Raw genomic sequence first — 16,564 nt, forward strand, 5'->3', positions numbered from 1 at the left:
AGCCGATGACCGATGAAGTCCTGATCGATAATGAGGGCGGGGTCCGCATCATCACCCTCAACCGGCCTGACCGGCTCAACGCGCTGACCGGATCGATCATGGCGCCGCTGGCCGATGCCTGCGCCGATGCCGCGCGCGACCCGGCGGTGGGTTGTGTGGTGGTCACCGGCGCGGGTCGCGGCTTTTGCGCCGGGGGCGACCTGAAGGAAGGCGGGGCCGACAAGGCCGTGGTACCGCCCAACCCCGAATCCGGCAGCCGCGCCGAGCAGGGCTTTGCCCGACTGCGCGGGTTCATGGAAACATCCCGCCTGCTGCACGAAATGGGCAAGCCGACCATCGCGATGGTCAACGGCCCGGTGGCAGGCGCCGGGATCGGCATCGCCGGTGCCTGCGACCTGCGCTTTGCCGCGCGTTCGGCCACGTTCCTGACCGCGTTCGACCGGATCGGCGCGGGCGGGGACTTTGGATCGACCTGGTTCTGGACCAAGATCGTCGGAACAGGCGTGGCGCGCGAACTGTTCCTGCTGGGGGAAAAGCTCTCGGCCGAGCAAGCCTTTGCCAAGGGGCTGTATACCCGCCTGTTCGATGACGATGCGCTGCGCGATGAAACGCTGAAGGCGGCGCACCGGCTGGCCGACGGCCCGCGCATGGGCTTCCGTTATATGAAGCAGAACCTCAACAATGCCGAGGACTGGTCGTTCGAGGCCCAGTTCGATGCCGAAGCGCTCAACATGGGCCTGTCGACCCAGGCGACGGCGATGATCTGGCGGGAACAGAACAAGCCGAAAGGCTGATGTCAGGCAGGCGGTCGGGGCACGCTCTTGGACAAGTGCCCTGGCGCCACGAAGATCGTCTGGAAGCCGCGCGCATAGACGCCCAGTTCGTCCGCGAACACGTTGCGCGCGGTGCCGTGGCCGTTGCCGGCCATGTGCGTTTCGGCATCGAGCAGGAACCATTCGCCCACCGGCATCCGCAGGAACTGGATGGTGATGTCGAGATTGGCATAGCTCCATTCCCCGGCATCGGTGGCGTTGCCAAAGCCGTTGCCGAAATCGGCGAACAGGCAGGCCTTGACGAAGATTGATGGGGCCTGCCCGGCGATCACTTCGCCCTCCATCGCCAGCCATGACACGCCGCGCCCCGGCTCGCCCGGGCCGCCCAGCACGCGCCGCAGGCTGATCGCCCCGCCCATCCGTGCGCCGCGTGGGCCCTCCTGCACGGGGATGGTTGCAGGGGCGGGGTAATCGTGCGGCACCGGGAAGGCGGGCGTTTCCAGCCGCCGCACGCGCAGGATGTGGGCCTGCGCGACGGTGCGGTCCTCGGCCAGCAGGGTCACGCAGTGCAACTTGGTCTGGCGGCCGTTGCGCAGCACTTGAATCGCAATGGTCAACGGCTGGTGCGGCACTTTCCCGAAGATGTCGACCGAGAAGCGGGCAATCTCGAACGCCGCATCCAGCGCGGCGTCTTCAGCCCCGCTCGCCAGCAGGGCGCTGACCGGCCCGCCGGCAATGGCCTTGGCGTCCCACGGGCTGCGGGCCAGCGCCGTCGGCACATAGACCGCCCCGTCACGCTGGTAATAGCAGGGCGGAAAAGGGTGCGGCGAAGGGTCGGTTACTGTCATAGTTTCCGCTTCGAGATATTTGACCTAGTGATACAAGTAAGGCATAGGAAGCCGTGCCGTGCAAGTGGCGCATCGAGAGAGGAAGTGCAATGGACCTGAGCTATGGAGCAGAGGCGGAAGCCTTTCGCGCAGAAGTGCGCCGCTTCCTGGCGGACAACTGGCAGCCCGCCGAACGGCGCGGCGCCGAGCTGAAAGAGTTCATCCGCGCGTTCCGCCGCGCGGGCGTTGAGCGCGGCTACCTCTATCGTTCGGTCCCCAGGCGCTATGGCGGGTCCGAACAGCCGGTCGACGTCATCCGCGCGCAAGTGATCCGCGAGGAATTCGGCCGCGCGCGCGCGCCGCTGGAAGTTGGCGGCAACGGCGTGAACATGACCGTCCCGACCCTGCTGGAAAAGGGAACCGAGGAGCAGCGCGAACTGTTCATCCGCAAGACGATCGAGGGCGATTACATCTGGGGGCAGGGCTATTCCGAACCCGGTTCGGGATCGGACCTCGCCTCGGTCCGGACCAAGGCCGAACTCTCGCCGGATGGCACCCGCTGGATCATCAATGGCCAGAAAATCTGGACCAGCCAGGGGATGCAATCCACGCATATGTTCATGCTGGTGCGGACCGAACCCGATGCCGCCAAGCACGATGGCATTACCTATCTGCTGATCGATCTGGATCAGCCCGGCATTACGCGCCGCCCGATCCGCCAGATGACGGGCGAGCAGGGGGCGCACACGTTCTGCGAGTTCTTTTTCGATAACGCTGAAACGCCGGTCAGCTGGCAGGTGGGGGGACGCGGGCAGGGCTGGTACGTCAGCCGCACCACGCTGAAGCACGAGCGTGCCAGCATCGGCAGCGCCGACGGGCTGGGCAACCAGTTCAGGAAGCTGGTGGACCTGGCCAGGGAAACCGGCCGGATTGGCGATCCGCTGGTGCGCGATTCGCTGGCCCGGATCGAAGGCTTCGTACTGGCGCATCGCTATACCAGCTTCCGCCTGTTTTCCTGTGCGGCAGCGGGCGAAGATGCCGGGCCGGTGCAGCTGATGATGAAGCTCTACCTGACCGAGATCGGACATGAAATGGCGCTGCTGGCGCAGGAGCTGATTGGCGAGTACGCCTTTATCGAGCCCGCCGGTGCGGGCGGCCGCGGGCCGCGCGGTGTGCGCGGGCCGGAAAAGTGGCTGGACCAGATCATGGGCAGCCTGGGCAATTCGATTGCGGGCGGTGCATCGAATATCCAGCGCAATATTATCGGCGAACGCGGGCTGGGCCTGCCGCGCGATCTGGCGCTTGCGCTTGAAGCAGGCGCGGAGAAGTAACGATGCGCTTTCATTTGTCCGCAGAGCAGATCGCCATTCAGGATGCCGTGCGCGGCACACTGGCTGATTGCTGGCCGATGGACCGGCTGCACGCCTTTGCCGATGGCGCAGACGATTTCGATCCCGCCAGCTGGGAAGCGCTGATGGCGCTGGGGCTGGGCGGAATCCTGTTGCCTGACAGCGACATGGGCCTGCTCGATGCGGCGCTGGTCAACGAAGTAGCGGGCGCGGCAGCCGCGCCGGGGCCGCTCATCGGACAGCTGCTGGCGGTTGCGGCAGTGGCGCGTTCGGGCAATGCGGCGGCGCGCGCACATCTGGACGCGCTGGTGGCCGGAACGACTGTCGCCGCGCTGGCGCTGGGGGACAGCCCCTACGTCCAGTGCGCGCGCGCCGCGCAGGTATTCCTGGTCGGTAGTCGCGAATCCGGGCTGGCGCTGGTCGAAGCGGGTGCGGGCGTGGTGATCGAGCCAGTCCAGCCGACCGACCGCAGCCGCCCGGTGTCCCGCGTGACGTTCGAAGGCGCGGTTCGGCACGAACTGGCCGCCGCCAGCGATCCCCTGACGGCGCAAATCTGCGATGCCGCGCTGGTACTGGTTGCGGCGGATTCGCTGGGCGGCGCATTGCACTGCACCGACATTTCGGTCGCCTATGCCAAGGAGCGCGAACAGTTCGGCCAGCCGATCGGGCGGTTCCAGGGACTGAAGCATCAACTGGCGCATATGGCGCTGGATGTCGAACCGGCCCGCGCGCTGGTTTGGTATGCGGCCTATGCCCACGATGCCGCGCTGGACGATGCCCCGCGCGCTGCCGCGATGGCCAAGGCGCATCTGTGCGATGTTTATGTCCGCTCCACCCGTGCAGCCATCGCGGCGCATGGCGGGATCGGTTATACGTGGGAATATGGCCTCAACTACTGGCTCCGCCGCGCCGCCTTCAATCGCGCGTGGTTGGGCAGTCCGGCCCAGCACCGCGCCCGCGCGGCGGATCTGGCGGGCTGGTAACCGGTGCGGCACACAGCAACAGACGGCATGAACAACGGAGCGAATCCATGAAACCCGGCAGCAGACTGAAAAGCAGCGCGTGCGATACCGAAGTGGTGGTGATCCGCTGCGGCAGCGGCACGATCCAGTGCGGCGGCGCGGCGATGAGCGAGGGCGGCGGCGATGCCGTGGAGCTCAATCCCGATTTTGCGGGCGGTTCGGTGATGGGCAAACGCTATGTCGATGCCGCGGGGACTACCGAGCTGCTGTGCGTTAAGCCGGGCAAGGGCTCGCTCGCGCTCGACGGCACGGTGCTCGTGCTCAAGGAAGCCAAGCCGCTTCCGGCGTCGGACTGATCGCGGAACGGCACGCCCGATGAATATCGCCCTTCTGCTCGAAATGGCGGCCGATGCCGCGACCGATCGCATCGCGCTGGTCTGCGATGGCAAGCGCTGGACTTACGGCGAACTGCTGGCCGCCGCGCGCGGCGCGTATGAACTGATCGTCGATTCCGGGGCCAGCCATGTCGCGCTGCTGGATGAAAGCAGCGAGGCATCGGTAATCGCGCTGTTCGGCGCGGCGCTGGCCGGGGTGCCCTATTGCCCGCTCAATTACCGGTTGGCCGATGCCGATCTGGCGGGGCTTTTGGGGCGGATCGCTCCGGCGCTGATCGTGGGCGATGCGGCGCGGGTGGCCCGGCTCACCCCGGATCAGGGCCATGTGGTCTATCCGCGCGCCGAATTCACGCTGGCCGCGCAGGAAGCGGTCGCCAGCGACGGTGCGGACTATGACGCGGGCGAGGGGGTTGCGATCCAGCTGTTCACCAGCGGCACCACGGCTGCACCCAAGGCGGCGATCCTGCGCCATTCGAACCTAGTGTCCTATATCCTCGGCACGGTGGAGTTCGCTTCGGCCGAGGAAAGCGACGCCGCGCTGGTGTCGGTGCCGCCTTATCACATCGCTGGCATCGCCGCGCTGATCTCGTCGATCTATGCCCAGCGCCGGATCGTGCTTCTACCCGCTTTCGCGCCCGATGCCTGGCTGAAGCTGGTCGATGCCGAACGCGCGACCAATGCCTTTGTCGTGCCGACAATGCTCAGCCGGATCATTCACGCGCTGGACAAGGGTATCTATGCCGACATCTCATCGCTGCGCTCCATCGCCTATGGCGGCGGCAAGATGCCGTTGGAACTGATCCAACGGGCGCTGGACCTGTTTCCGGACACCGGTTTCACCAATGCTTATGGCCTGACCGAAACGAGCTCCACCGTTGCCCTGCTGGGGCCGGAGGAGCACCGCGCCGCGCATGGGGCGAGCGATCCCAAAGTGCGGGCCCGGCTCGCTTCGGTGGGCAAGCCGCTGCCGACGATCGAACTTGAAATCCGGGGCGAAAGCGGCGAGGTTCTGCCCCACGGCCAGCCGGGCGAGATCTATGTCCGCGGCGATCAGGTGTCGGGCGAATACCGCGAAAAGAGCGCGCTGGATGCCGATGGCTGGTTCCCGACCCGCGATGCCGGATATCTGGACGAGGACGGCTATCTGTTCCTGTCGGGCCGCGCCGACGACGTGATCGTGCGCGGGGGTGAGAACATTTCGCCCGGCGAGATCGAGGATGTCCTGCTGACCCATCCCGCGATTGCCGACGTCGCCGCCGTGGCGATTCCTTCCGCCGAATGGGGCGAGGCCGTGGGCCTCGCCGCCGTGCTGCGCGGCGGCTGCGATCAACCGGGCGACGAAGAACTAAAGGAACTGATCCGCGCGCGCCTGCGTTCCAGCCGGGTGCCCGAACGCATCCTGTTCGTGCCGAGCCTGCCCTACAACGAAATGGGCAAGCTGCTGCGGCGCGAGGTCAAGTTGATCCTGGCGGAATAGTTCGTCAGTTCATCGTCAGCACGATCCGCCCGGCGGTTTCGCCGCGCGCGGCTTCAGCCATCGCGGTGCGGAATTGTTCCAGCGGATAGCTGTGTGCGACGGCTGGGCGCAGCACGCCGAGGGCGGCCAGCCGGAAGGTTTCGGCGCGGTTGGCCTCGGCCCGGTCGGGTTCATATTCGCCGAACTGGCGGATATCGACGCCGATCAGGCTGGCACCCTTGATCAGCGCCAGATTGGTGCGCAGCGTGGCCATGCCGCCGGGAAATCCGACCACCAGATGCCGCCCGCCCCAGCCGAGGCAGCGGAATGCCGGATCGGTCGCGTCACCGCCCACGGGATCGAACACTACATCGACCGGCTTGCCGCCGTTCGCGGCCTTGACCTGATCGCGCCAATCGTCGGCCCCGGCCTCGACCGCCACATCCGCCCCGCCCGCCAGCGCCAGCGCGCGCTTGTCCGCGCTGGAGGCAGAGGCGATCACGCGCGCGCCAAGGTGCTTGCCAACTTGCACTGCGGCATAGCCCGTGGCCCCGCCAGCACCCAGCACCAGCAGCGTTTCGCCGGGGCGAATCGCGGCGCGGTCAACCAAGGCGTGCCAGGCGGTGGCAGAGCTGACCGGAAATACCGCCGCTTCGGCAAAGCCGATCCCCTCCGGCAGCGCGCGTACCATCCGCTGCGGCAGGACGGCTTCGGTCGCGAACAGGCCGCCCCAGCCGGTGCAGACCACCCGGTCGCCGGGCACCAGTGTGCTAACGCTGTCGGCCACTTCCAGCACCACGCCCGCCGCTTCGCTGCCGGGAATGAACGGCACGGGCGGCTTGACCTGATAGTTGCCGCCGGCGGTCAATACATCGACGAAGCTGATCCCGGCAGCCCGGATCGCGACCCGGACCTGACCTTCGCGCAAGTGCTGCGCGGGCACTTCGCGCAGGTCATAAGTCTCGGGTGGGCCGAGTTGATCGGCAATGACGACACGCACCATGTCAGGCCCCCTTCTGTGCGGCCAAAACATCGGCCACGATACGGTTGACGTCATAGCGAGCAACGTTTTCGTCCACCGGCGCTTGTTCGGCGAAGGCAGCTTCGATCTCAGCATAACGGCGCTGCGCGGCGGCGAGGGCGTTAGCGTGGGTAACGATCAGGAAATCCCCGCGCAAGGTTCCCTCCAGCGCCGCGCGGGCTGCCGCGACGGCGGGCATGCCGTGCTGCTGCACGGCTTTGCCCAGCGCACGCTGGCGCTCGCCCAGCTGCGGGAGATTGGCAGGGCGAAGCGCATCGCCAAGATTGGTAGCGACGAGTCCGGGGCAAAACGCACTGACGCTTATCTTGGGCGGCAGTTCGGCCCGCATCACATCGGCAAAGCCCAGTACGGCGTGCTTGGTGGCGGTATAAAGCCCAGCACCCGTGTGTTGCAGACCCAGCGAGTGTTCAGACGCAGTCACGCAAATCCGCCCGCCACTGTCCTGCCCCAGCATGACCCGGGCAAACGCGCTCATCGTGGCCCAGGCCCCGCGTGCATTGATGGCGAAAATCCAGTCAAACTCGGCCACGCTGGCTTTTATCAGCGGGCCATTGGCGATCACCCCGGCGTTTGCGAACACGGCATCGACTGTGCCGAATTCGGCAACGGCGCGCAGGGCCAGCGCTTCGATTGCGAATGGATCGGCAATGTCGCAAACCTGCGTGCGCACCGACGCGCCCAGTTCGCGGCCCAGTGCTGCAAGCGGCGCTTGCGCAATATCGCTGGCCAGCACGGTTGCCCCGGCGGCGACCAGGGCTTCAACCATCGCCCGGCCAATTCCGGATGCGGCCCCGGTAACGACGATGTGCTTGGCGTTCCAATCTGACATGGGTTTTCCTGTTGCCATTCGGGCCTGATCGGCTCCGATATCATAGTGTTCGGGGGCATGCGTCTCGTTTGGCGCGAAACTGGAAGCCGGGCAGGTCCGGACTGTGTCGAAATGCCATGAAGGCGTCCACCAAGATCACCGCGTGACCATCGGCCGAAACAGCGATTGCGGCGATTGCCAGTCGATCCGCACCAGCCGGTGGGCAAAGCGCCAGCCGTCTGGTGTCCGCAACAGCGTGTCGGAATAGGTGCCACTGTGGTCTGGCCCGATATCGGTGTGGACGGCGAAATAGCTGCGCGCGGTCGCCGTATCCCCGTGCACTTCGATCAAGGGGTTGGTGATGTGGTGGCGCACGAAGGTCAGCGCCGGATTGCGCACGCCGCCGCCAGACAGCGCCGCAGCAATCGCGGCGGGGCCGGTGGCGCTGTTACCGGGGAATTCAATTGTGCCATCATCGGCAAAGCAGGCGGCCAGTTCGGCCACCCGACCCCGGTCGCCGTTGTAGGTATAGCGCGCGAGGAGGTCGCGGATCGCGTCGCGGTCGGTGGCCAGATCAACCATTGAAATGCAACTTCAGGCCGGGCTCGTCCCAGCGCACTTTCACCAGTTGCCCGCGTGAGGACAGTGTGATCCAGGCATCCTGCATGTCGGCACCGCCAAACGCGATGTTGGTGGTGTAGCGATCGCCGAAGTCGCGTTTGGTGGTCTGGCCGCCGGGCGTGATCGTGGTGATCCCGCCATCGAACAGCGTCGCGATGCAGACATTGCCCGCCGCCGTCACCGCCAGGCTGTCAAACCCGACCGGTCCCGCCGCGGTGGCGACCCAGATGCCGCGCTGGGGTTTGACCTTGCGGTCATAGCGATAGATCCGCGCCTGATGGGTGTCGGCGCAATAGATCGTGCTGCCATCGGGGGACAGGCCGACGCCATTGTAGGACAGCGGATGCCGGTCGATCGCGGTGATTTCCAAGCCATCCACCCGGCAGGTGAACAGGCCGCTGGCAGTGCGGATGCCGTCGTGGCTCTTGCCCAGATCGGTAAACCACAGCCGCCCGTCGGCATCGAACACCAGATCGTTGGGGGCTTGCAGCGGTATACCGTCGCAGGCATCGAACAGGCGTTCGAACTTGCCGGTGGCAAGGTCCACCCGCTCGATCCGCCCTTCGGCGCCGGGGCCGCGCGCGTTCTGGAACTCCGCGGTATCGAGCCCGCCGTTGTTGCAGACATAAAGCGCGCCGTCCGGCCCGATGGCCGCGCCGTTGGGGCCGCCGCCGATTTCGCAGACCACTTCCTTGCGCCCGCCCCAGCAGCGCGTGATCCGCCCACCCGCCAGTTCGACCACGATGACGGAGCCATCGGCCATGACCACCGGACCTTCGGGAAAGGCCAGCCCCTCGGCAACGATCTCCATACACCCTCCTGTTCGGCTCGGCTTATATAACCTGGTTATCTATGTCTTGACATGGCCTCGGCGCCTGCGCAACCCTGCGGGCGGGAGAACCTGTATCATGCCAGTGCCAAGCCACCATATCGTGCCCTTGCCGCCGCCGTTTGGCGCGCCGCCCTATCCGGCGGACATCTTTGCCGGACAGACAGTGCTGGTGACCGGGGGCGGAACCGGCATGGGGTTGGCAATGGCGATGGCCTTTGCCCAGGGCGGGGCAAACGTCGCGGTGATTGGTCGGAGCATCGACAAGGCCGAAGCGGGCGCCGCTAGGATCGCCGCACTGGGCGTGCGGACGCACGCGATCAGCTGCGATGTGCGCTGGCCCGATCAGGTAGCGGCTGCGTTTGACGAGGCTGAACGGGCGCTCGGTCCGGTCAGCCTGCTGGCCAACAATGCTGGCGCCAATTTCCCGGTCCTGGCCGAGGATATTTCGGTCAACGCGTGGAATGCAGTAACGCGGATCGCCATCGACGGGACGTTCCTGTGCTCCACCGAATTTGCCCGCCGCCGCATTGCGCGGGGGCAGGGCGGGGCGATCATCAACAATTCGGCGCAGTATATCTGGACCGGCTTTCCCGGCGACGCGCACTCCGCCGCCGCCAAGACCGCGCAGGCGACGATGACGAAGAAGCTGGCGCGGGACTGGGCGGCTTTCGGCATCCGCGTGAACGCAATCGCCGCCGGTTTCTTTCCCCACGAAACATCGACCGCTGGCCGCCGCGAAGGGGGAACCGAAGTCTTGCAGAACATGATCCCGGCGGGCCGGACAGGCTCGATCCACGAATTCGGCTGGCTCTCGGCGATGACCTGCACGCCATTGCTGGCGGGGCTGACCGGTCAGGTGATCGTGCAGGACGGGGGCGAAAGCCTGCGCCGCTCGCTGATGATGCCGGACTATGTCCCGCCGCGCGAACGGGCCGAAGGTCCGTGGGGGTGGCGCTGATGGGCTGGCTGGATGGACGCACCGCGCGGTTGGTCGGCCATTGCCCGGCGATTGCGACGGCCTTGACCGCTCAAGGGGCCACGCTGGTGGCGGACGGCGATTGTGACGTGCTGATCCATGTCGCGCCGCCGCCGCCAGTCCAGCTGGCGCACGAGCAGAGCCATGCCGAATGGCGCGCGACACTGGACGCCGGGCTCGATCAGCGGTTCCTGCTGGCGAAGGATTTCGCCGCTGCGCGCCGCGCGGCGGGCAAGGGCGGGACAGTGGTATTCGTCGGCGCGCCGGAACAGGCACTTGGTGCCGATCAGGCTGCGGCAGGGGGCGCGTTGGGCAACCTGACCAAAACTTTGGGCGTCGAATGGGCGCGCGACGGGATCCGGGTCAACACGGTGCAGACCGAGGCGGATGACGCAACGCTGGGCAATCTCGTGGCCTATCTCGCCAGCGACTACGCCGCCTATGTCACCGGCGCAGTGATGGGAGTGGGCCTTGATGACTGAGCGAGGGCGGCTTGACGGGCAAGTGGCGTTTGTAACCGGTGCCGGCGGCGGGATCGGCCGGGCGATCGCGCTGGGACTGGCGGCAGCCGGAGCCGATGTCGCGCTGTTCGAGATCATTCCCGAACGCGCAGAGGAAACCGCCGCGCGGATCGCGGAGCTGGGCCGGCAGGCGCTGGTACTGCCAGGGGACGCTATGGACACCGAGGCATTGCGCAGCGCGATTGCGGCCACCGATGCGGCGTTCGGGCGGCTCGACATCCTGATCAACAACGCGGGCGGCGTGTCGGCCCGGCCCTTTCTGGAGCAGAGCGAGCGCAGCTGGCGGCGGCATATCGACATCAATCTGGTGTCGATGCTGGCTGCGACTCACGCTGCCGCACCGATCATGGTGCGCGAAGGGCGGGGCGGGGCGATTCTCAATGTCGCCTCAATCGAGGCGGAGCGCGCCGCGCCAAACTTTGCGGTCTATGCCGCGTGCAAGGCCGGGATGGTCAGCTTTACCAAATCGATGGCGGTGGAACTGTCCGGCCACAGCATCCGGGTCAACTGCATCGCGCCCGATCACACGGTTACGCCCGGCAACCAGGGTAACCGCGCCGGGCCAGTCGATCCGGCCAGCTGGCGCAAACCGTCGCCCGGGGAGGCCGACGCCATGAACCGGCTGATCCCGCTGGGCCGCGAGGGCGCGGACGCCGAATGCGGCGATGTTGCTGTTTTCCTTTGCTCATCGCTTGCCAGCTATGTAACGGGCGTAACGCTGCCCGTGGACGGGGGAACCTGGGCCGCAGGTGGCTGGGTGCGGGGCAGCAACGGTAAGTGGACGTTGAACGAAGGCCTGACCTTTGGTGGATAACTCCGCCGCTGTTGCCGATTTCCCTTTAGTTATAAAACCACGTTTACTATCTGTGCTCCAGGGACTGCGGGCGACGCCCGCCGAGGAGGGCGTGCGATGCTACTTGGCAATGATGACGATACCGGCCTGACCACGCGAATCCACGTTCCCAAGACCAGCGAAATCGTGGCCGACAAGATCCGCGCACAGATCATTCGGGGTGAGCTGAACGAGGGCGATACTCTGCCGCCGGAAGGCCAGCTGATGGACAGCCTGGGCATTTCGCGACCGACTTTGCGCGAAGCGTTCCGCATTCTGGAAGCCGAAGGGCTGATCAGCGTGGTGCGCGGATCGCGCACCGGGGCGAAAGTTCACAAGCCGTCGGTCGATCTCGTGTCGCGCTATGCCGGGTATATGCTGGAAGCGCAGGGGACGACCATCGCTGATCTTTATCAGGCGCGGCTGGCGATCGAGCCGTCGGTGGTGCGCTGGCTGGCGACGGACAAGGGCGGCGGCGCGATCGTGCGCCTGCGGACCTTGCTGGCGGAAATGGCGGCCTTGCTGGACGAGGAAAAGCACGAGGAATTCATTGAAAAGGTTGAAGTGTTTCACCAGTCGCTGGTTGCCGCGACGGGCCTGAAGACACTGACCTTCATGAGCCGGATGCTGCTGAACCTGGCCGCGAAGCATCAGCGCGAGTTTCAGCGCCGCCATGCTCGCTCACCCGAAGCGCGCCGCAAGAGTCATCGGGCCGGGCTGCGCTCCTATGAAAAGGTCGTCGACCTGATCGAGGCCGGCCAGGTCGAGGAAGCAGTGGCGCATTGGCGGCTGCATCTCAACAATGCCAATGCCACCTGGACCAGCGAGGGCGAGGGCGACCGGGTGGTGGATTCGCTCGGTTAATCGCGCACCAGCAACATTGCTCCGGCCAACGGTCCGCCTGCCGTAGATGTTGCGCAGACTTGCGGCCCGCCCTTGACCTGACGTTCGCCGCCCCGACCCCACAACTGGGTGCAGGCTTCGTGAACCGCGCCGTAGGCATGGAGCCGTCCGGCCGATAGCGCGCCGCCGCCGGTATTGACCGGCAGATCCCCTTCAAGCGCGATCCGCGTGCCGCCCTCGATGAAGTCCTTCGCGCCGTAGCGTTCGCAAAATCCGAAGTTTTCGAGCCAGTTGAGCGTGTGAAAGGTGAACCCGTCATAGAGCTGGGCGATGTCGACATCCGCCGGTTTCAGGTCGGTCCGGCTCCACATCATCTCTGCCACTTTGGGCTGGGCCTGGGTGTCGAGTGCATCGAGTTGGGTCCACGAATTGCGGTACTGCATCGATGATCCGATTGCCTCGATCCGCACCGGCGGGTTGCGCAAGCCGCGCGCCACGTCGAGCCGCGAGACGATGATCGCGACGGCACCGTCGCAGGGGACATCGCAGTCAAATAGCCGCAGCGGCGTGGCGATGAGCGGGGCGGCGAGGTAATCGGCGAGCGTGATGGGCGTGCGATAGACCGCCTTGGGGTTCAGTCCGGCATTGCGGCGCTGGTTGATCGGGATCTGCGCGACCTGTTCGAGCGTGATCCCGCTTTTGTGGACATAGAGGTTGAAGAACAGCGCCTGCTGGAGCGCGGCGGCATACGTGTAATACGGTGCATACCACGCAAACGGCCCGGCCTGGCGCTGGCCTTCTTTCAGCAGGGCATTGGCGAACGCGGTCTTGCGCGCGGTGGCTTCGTACATTGTACGGAAAATCAACACGTTGCGGCACAGTCCGGCAGCGATCGCGCCGATCGCGTTGAACACCGCACCGTACTGTCCCGGCGCTTCGCCGCCCCCGGCATACCAGCCCAGCTTGAGCCGCAGCGCGTCCTGCACCGCTGCGCAGCCGACCGCCGAGAAGCCCGAGCCATCGGCGCGTTCGCCCGGCCAGGTGGCGATTCCGTCAATCTCGGCGCGGGTCAGGCCGGCGTCGGCAATGGCTTCAAGGCAGGCATCGACGGTCAGCGCGAGCGCCGATTTGGTCGCGCCGCGAGATACTTCGGACATGCCGATTCCGGTGATGGCGGTGTCTTTTTCGGCATAACGGGTCATCAGAGGCGCTCCACAGGACGAAAGAGCGGCACCCACAGGTCATCAAGCTGCTCAAACCAGACCTCAACGGCCATCCCGAACGTCACCTCGGCCGGGTCGCAGTGGGTGATGTTGCCGACCAGCCGGACGTCGGCCTGCTCCTCCAGTTCGACCAGCGCCAGCACATAAGGGACCGGCAGGCCGGGCACCCATTGCTTGTGGTTGATGGTGAACGTCGCCACCCGTCCGCGCCCCGATACCGGCACCGGCGCGACGTTGCGGCCTTCACAGGCGGGGCAGAACGGCACTGGCGGGTGCACAAAATACGCACAATCGGCGCAGCGATGGATCAGCAATTGCCCATCCTTGCCGCCGGTCCAGTAGGGTTGGCTGTCCATGTCCACGGCGGGCGGGATCCGGGCGGGCGGTTTGGGTGTGTGCATCCTCGTCCTCTGCCGTGACTTATCTAACCAGGTTGCAAATATCCCATTGCGGGGAGAGCGTCCATCGGATAAATTGACACATTATCAGTTTTTGAGTCGCGAACCATACGCCGACCTGACAGGAGAGATGCGATGCAAATGAACGACATGGTCATCATCAGCGTTGACGATCACGCGGTCGAGCCGCCCGAGGCTTTCATCCGGCACTATCCTGAAGGCAAGAAGGATCAGGCACCGCGCATTGTCCACGAAGATGGCAAGGACATCTGGCAATGGAACGGCGCGCGTTTTCCCACCATTGGCCTGAACGCAGTGGTGGGCCGCCCGCGCAGCGAATACGGGATGGAGCCGACCACGTTCGAGCAGCTGCGCCCCGGCACTTACGATCCCAAGCTGCGCGTCGACGATATGAACGCCAACGGCGTGCTGGCCAGCCTGAACTTCCCGACGATGCCCAGCTTTGCGGGCGGCGTGTTCGTCGGCATGGCGCAAAAGGACCCGGCGGCGTCGCTGCTGGCGGTGCAGGCGTGGAATGACTGGCACGTCAAGGAATGGTGTGCCGCCGCGCCTGGCCGGTTCATCCCGATGTGCCTTGTGCCTGCCTGGGACATGGCCGAAACGCTGAAGGAACTGAAGCGGATGAGCGACCTTGGCGTGCACGCCGTGTCGTTTTCCGACAACCCGTCGAACATCGGCCTGCCCAGCATCCACAACGAATACTGGGAACCGTTCTGGAAGGCGTGCAGCGATTACAAGATGGTGATCAACTGCCATATCGGCACTGGCGCGCGGGCGCTGCATCCCAGCCCTGAAAGCCCGATCGACGCGTGGATCACCGCGATGCCGATCTCGATTGCCAATTCTGCCGCCGACTGGACTTTCGCCAGCTTCTGGAAGCGCTATCCCGACCTCCGCATGGCGCTGTCCGAAGGCGGGATCGGCTGGGTGCCCTATTTCCTGGAACGCGCCGATTTCACGTACGACCATCACCGTGAATGGACCTTCAGCGACTTTGCCGGAGAACGCCCGTCGGACGTGTTCAAGCGGCACATCATCAGCTGCTTCATTGACGATCAGTTCGGGGTGAAGAACCTTGACTACATGAACGCCGACATGGTTGCCTATGAATGCGATTATCCGCATTCGGATACCGTCTGGCCGAACGTGCCGGAATACCTGTGGGCCTCGGTCAACGGGCTGGACCCCCGGATTGTGGACAAGATCACCCATGAAAACGTGATGCGCGAGTACAGCTTCGATGCCTTCGGCCTCAACGGCGGCAAGGCGAACTGCACGGTGGGTCACTTGCGCGAACTGGGCAAGGATGTGGACGTTTCGCCGCGCCACAATCTGGGCGGGCTGAAAACCGACAGCATGGATGCCATCGGCAAGGCGCGGCGTCCAGTGACGTCGGGCGATATCGAACGGATGTTCGCTTCGGCATGAGCGCGCTGGCTGAGTGGCGGGTTGAAGAACCCGCCCCCGTGCATGTGCCGCGCGAGCGCGTGGTGGATGTGCGGTTCGCACTGGGCGGGGGGCGCAACGACCTGCTTGACCCCTACCTCCCGACCGACGCCCTGCGTGCGCCCGGTGTGCCGCGCCTGCTCTACAGCCCCTATCCGTTCGGCGACAAGTCGGTCGGCACGTGGGTGGTCGCGCATTACGAGGACATTCGCCGGGTCTATGAGGACAACGACCACTTTTCCACCAAGGGCGTGGCGCAGTTCCAGCTGCTGGCCGGAGAGACGTTCCCGTCGATCCCGTTGGGGATCGATCCGCCGCAGCACGGCAAGTACCGCAAGTTCCTGAACGGCCATTTCACGCCGGTTGCGCTGAAAAAGCTGGAACCCAAAGTGCGCGCGCTGGCGGTGGAGATGATCGAGAGTTTCGCCCACAAGGGCGAAGTCGACATCGCCTATGACTTTGGCCGGGTCTTTCCGGTGCGGGTGTTCCTGGACCTGATGGGCCTGCCATTCGCCATGTTCGAACAGTTCCTGGCGTGGGAATACGAAATCCTGCACTCGCGCGATCATGCCCGGATGGGCGCGGCGGTGCGGCAGGTAATTGCCTATTTGCGCGAATTCATCGCGGAAAAGCAGGCCAATCCGGATGACAAGCTGGGCAGCCACATCGCCAACGGCGTGATCGACGGCCAGCCGATGAGCGCGGACGAGATCATCGGGATGACGTGGTTCCTGTGGCTCGGCGGGCTGGATACGGTGGCCTCGACCATCAGCCAGATGTTCCGCCGCATGGCGCTGGATCAGCCGCTGCAACAGCGCCTGCGCGACCAGCCCGAACTAAACCACAGCGCGGTCGAGGAGTTCCTGCGCACGCAACCGCTGGTCAATTCGTTCCGGCTGGTGAAGCAGGATCTGGACTGGGACGGGGTGACGCTGAAAGCGGGCGATTACGTGACCTGTCTGAACACCAGCGGCAATTTCGATCCCGATCAGTTCGAGAATCCACGCACGTTCGATCCGGCGCGCGGGGCCAACCGGCACTTCACCTTCGTCGGCGGCGTCCACTTGTGCCTGGGCGCGCATCTGGCCCGGCGCGAGCTGCGCATCCTGCTGGAAGAGTTCCTGAACCGCGTGCCGACGTTCCGGGTCAAGCCCGGCGCCGATACCACCGTGACGGCGGGCCTGCTGTCCATTCGCAACTTGCCCATCGTCTGGGACGTTGCCGCCAAGCCTTGAAGGA

18 protein-coding genes are annotated in these 16,564 nt (G+C 65.5%); 11 read left to right on the forward strand and 7 right to left on the reverse strand.

Annotated elements, in window-relative coordinates:
- Positions 1-5: 5 nt before the first annotated feature.
- Complete coding sequence (locus IE113_RS13900; protein WP_189542511.1) at positions 6-794, forward strand: enoyl-CoA hydratase-related protein; 789 nt, start codon at positions 6-8, stop codon at positions 792-794.
- A gap of 2 nt (positions 795-796) precedes the next feature.
- Here the strand turns inward: IE113_RS13900 and IE113_RS13905 are convergent, their stop codons facing one another.
- Positions 797-1,621, reverse strand: a complete 825-nt coding sequence (locus tag IE113_RS13905) for a thioesterase family protein (protein WP_189542513.1) — start codon at positions 1,619-1,621, stop codon at positions 797-799.
- Positions 1,622-1,710: 89 nt separating this feature from the next.
- Between IE113_RS13905 and IE113_RS13910 the strand changes: the two genes are divergently transcribed.
- The 4 genes from IE113_RS13910 to IE113_RS13925 are packed head-to-tail and all read left to right on the forward strand — an operon-like array spanning position 1,711 to position 5,783.
- Positions 1,711-2,931 carry an acyl-CoA dehydrogenase family protein gene (locus tag IE113_RS13910; RefSeq protein WP_189542515.1) on the forward strand — a complete coding sequence of 407 codons (1,221 nt, stop codon included), beginning with the start codon at positions 1,711-1,713 and terminating at the stop codon, positions 2,929-2,931.
- A gap of 2 nt (positions 2,932-2,933) precedes the next feature.
- A complete protein-coding gene (locus tag IE113_RS13915; protein ID WP_189542517.1) occupies positions 2,934-3,932 on the forward strand; it encodes an acyl-CoA dehydrogenase family protein in 999 nt (332 codons plus the stop codon).
- A gap of 47 nt (positions 3,933-3,979) precedes the next feature.
- Positions 3,980-4,267: a hypothetical protein gene (locus IE113_RS13920; RefSeq protein WP_189542519.1), complete on the forward strand. Its 288-nt coding sequence runs from the start codon at positions 3,980-3,982 to the stop codon at positions 4,265-4,267.
- Positions 4,268-4,286: 19 nt separating this feature from the next.
- Positions 4,287-5,783, forward strand: coding sequence for a class I adenylate-forming enzyme family protein (locus IE113_RS13925; RefSeq protein ID WP_189542522.1), 1,497 nt, complete (start codon positions 4,287-4,289; stop codon positions 5,781-5,783).
- Between the two features lie 4 nt (positions 5,784-5,787).
- Here the strand turns inward: IE113_RS13925 and IE113_RS13930 are convergent, their stop codons facing one another.
- From IE113_RS13930 to IE113_RS13945, 4 genes are all read right to left on the reverse strand, one after another.
- Positions 5,788-6,765, reverse strand: a complete 978-nt coding sequence (locus tag IE113_RS13930; RefSeq protein ID WP_189542524.1) for an NADPH:quinone oxidoreductase family protein — start codon at positions 6,763-6,765, stop codon at positions 5,788-5,790.
- A gap of 1 nt (position 6,766) precedes the next feature.
- Complete coding sequence (locus IE113_RS13935) at positions 6,767-7,633, reverse strand: SDR family oxidoreductase (RefSeq protein WP_189542526.1); 867 nt, start codon at positions 7,631-7,633, stop codon at positions 6,767-6,769.
- A gap of 135 nt (positions 7,634-7,768) precedes the next feature.
- Positions 7,769-8,194 carry a nuclear transport factor 2 family protein gene (locus IE113_RS13940; protein WP_189542529.1) on the reverse strand — a complete coding sequence of 142 codons (426 nt, stop codon included), beginning with the start codon at positions 8,192-8,194 and terminating at the stop codon, positions 7,769-7,771.
- Positions 8,187-9,044, reverse strand: coding sequence for an SMP-30/gluconolactonase/LRE family protein (locus IE113_RS13945; RefSeq protein WP_189542531.1), 858 nt, complete (start codon positions 9,042-9,044; stop codon positions 8,187-8,189). Before IE113_RS13945 ends, IE113_RS13940 begins: the two co-directional genes overlap by 8 nt.
- 97 nt (positions 9,045-9,141) lie before the next feature.
- Here IE113_RS13945 and IE113_RS13950 point away from each other — a divergent pair, with 97 nt between their 5' ends.
- The 4 genes from IE113_RS13950 to IE113_RS13965 all read left to right on the forward strand — a co-directional run bounded on the left by IE113_RS13950 (position 9,142) and on the right by IE113_RS13965 (position 12,258).
- Positions 9,142-10,023 carry an SDR family oxidoreductase gene (locus IE113_RS13950; RefSeq protein WP_189542533.1) on the forward strand — a complete coding sequence of 294 codons (882 nt, stop codon included), beginning with the start codon at positions 9,142-9,144 and terminating at the stop codon, positions 10,021-10,023.
- Positions 10,023-10,523 carry an SDR family oxidoreductase gene (locus IE113_RS13955; protein WP_189542535.1) on the forward strand — a complete coding sequence of 167 codons (501 nt, stop codon included), beginning with the start codon at positions 10,023-10,025 and terminating at the stop codon, positions 10,521-10,523. Before IE113_RS13950 ends, IE113_RS13955 begins: the two co-directional genes overlap by 1 nt.
- Positions 10,516-11,376, forward strand: coding sequence for an SDR family NAD(P)-dependent oxidoreductase (locus IE113_RS13960; protein ID WP_189542537.1), 861 nt, complete (start codon positions 10,516-10,518; stop codon positions 11,374-11,376). Before IE113_RS13955 ends, IE113_RS13960 begins: the two co-directional genes overlap by 8 nt.
- A gap of 96 nt (positions 11,377-11,472) precedes the next feature.
- Complete coding sequence (locus IE113_RS13965) at positions 11,473-12,258, forward strand: FadR/GntR family transcriptional regulator (protein WP_189542539.1); 786 nt, start codon at positions 11,473-11,475, stop codon at positions 12,256-12,258.
- Here the strand turns inward: IE113_RS13965 and IE113_RS13970 are convergent.
- Positions 12,255-13,439 (reverse strand): thiolase family protein, encoded by a 1,185-nt coding sequence (locus IE113_RS13970; RefSeq protein WP_189542541.1) that lies wholly within the window; start codon positions 13,437-13,439, stop codon positions 12,255-12,257. The two genes, IE113_RS13965 and IE113_RS13970, sit on opposite strands and share 4 nt — an antisense overlap.
- A complete protein-coding gene (locus tag IE113_RS13975; RefSeq protein WP_189542543.1) occupies positions 13,439-13,861 on the reverse strand; it encodes a Zn-ribbon domain-containing OB-fold protein in 423 nt (140 codons plus the stop codon). Before IE113_RS13975 ends, IE113_RS13970 begins: the two co-directional genes overlap by 1 nt.
- Before the next feature lie 138 nt (positions 13,862-13,999).
- Between IE113_RS13975 and IE113_RS13980 the strand changes: the two genes are divergently transcribed.
- Both IE113_RS13980 and IE113_RS13985 read left to right on the forward strand, forming a co-directional pair.
- Positions 14,000-15,307: an amidohydrolase family protein gene (locus tag IE113_RS13980; protein ID WP_229822519.1), complete on the forward strand. Its 1,308-nt coding sequence runs from the start codon at positions 14,000-14,002 to the stop codon at positions 15,305-15,307.
- On the forward strand, positions 15,304-16,560 hold the full coding sequence (locus IE113_RS13985; protein ID WP_189542547.1) for a cytochrome P450: 1,257 nt from the start codon (positions 15,304-15,306) through the stop codon (positions 16,558-16,560). Before IE113_RS13980 ends, IE113_RS13985 begins: the two co-directional genes overlap by 4 nt.
- Positions 16,561-16,564: the final 4 nt, after the last annotated feature.

This window comes from Novosphingobium arvoryzae, assembly GCF_014652615.1.
Lineage (GTDB): Bacteria > Pseudomonadota > Alphaproteobacteria > Sphingomonadales > Sphingomonadaceae > Novosphingobium > Novosphingobium arvoryzae.

Coding starts and splice junctions, on each gene's coding strand:
- IE113_RS13980 (WP_229822519.1), top strand. CDS start 14,000: ATGAACGACATGGTCATCATCAGCGTTGACGATCACGCGGTCGAGCCG.
- IE113_RS13925 (WP_189542522.1), top strand. CDS start 4,287: ATGAATATCGCCCTTCTGCTCGAAATGGCGGCCGATGCCGCGACCGAT.
- IE113_RS13945 (WP_189542531.1), bottom strand. CDS start 9,044: ATGGAGATCGTTGCCGAGGGGCTGGCCTTTCCCGAAGGTCCGGTGGTC.
- IE113_RS13910 (WP_189542515.1), top strand. CDS start 1,711: ATGGACCTGAGCTATGGAGCAGAGGCGGAAGCCTTTCGCGCAGAAGTG.
- IE113_RS13935 (WP_189542526.1), bottom strand. CDS start 7,633: ATGTCAGATTGGAACGCCAAGCACATCGTCGTTACCGGGGCCGCATCC.
- IE113_RS13905 (WP_189542513.1), bottom strand. CDS start 1,621: ATGACAGTAACCGACCCTTCGCCGCACCCTTTTCCGCCCTGCTATTAC.
- IE113_RS13955 (WP_189542535.1), top strand. CDS start 10,023: ATGGGCTGGCTGGATGGACGCACCGCGCGGTTGGTCGGCCATTGCCCG.
- IE113_RS13900 (WP_189542511.1), top strand. CDS start 6: ATGACCGATGAAGTCCTGATCGATAATGAGGGCGGGGTCCGCATCATC.
- IE113_RS13985 (WP_189542547.1), top strand. CDS start 15,304: ATGAGCGCGCTGGCTGAGTGGCGGGTTGAAGAACCCGCCCCCGTGCAT.
- IE113_RS13930 (WP_189542524.1), bottom strand. CDS start 6,765: ATGGTGCGTGTCGTCATTGCCGATCAACTCGGCCCACCCGAGACTTAT.
- IE113_RS13950 (WP_189542533.1), top strand. CDS start 9,142: ATGCCAGTGCCAAGCCACCATATCGTGCCCTTGCCGCCGCCGTTTGGC.
- IE113_RS13965 (WP_189542539.1), top strand. CDS start 11,473: ATGCTACTTGGCAATGATGACGATACCGGCCTGACCACGCGAATCCAC.
- IE113_RS13915 (WP_189542517.1), top strand. CDS start 2,934: ATGCGCTTTCATTTGTCCGCAGAGCAGATCGCCATTCAGGATGCCGTG.
- IE113_RS13970 (WP_189542541.1), bottom strand. CDS start 13,439: ATGACCCGTTATGCCGAAAAAGACACCGCCATCACCGGAATCGGCATG.
- IE113_RS13940 (WP_189542529.1), bottom strand. CDS start 8,194: ATGGTTGATCTGGCCACCGACCGCGACGCGATCCGCGACCTCCTCGCG.
- IE113_RS13975 (WP_189542543.1), bottom strand. CDS start 13,861: ATGCACACACCCAAACCGCCCGCCCGGATCCCGCCCGCCGTGGACATG.
- IE113_RS13960 (WP_189542537.1), top strand. CDS start 10,516: ATGACTGAGCGAGGGCGGCTTGACGGGCAAGTGGCGTTTGTAACCGGT.
- IE113_RS13920 (WP_189542519.1), top strand. CDS start 3,980: ATGAAACCCGGCAGCAGACTGAAAAGCAGCGCGTGCGATACCGAAGTG.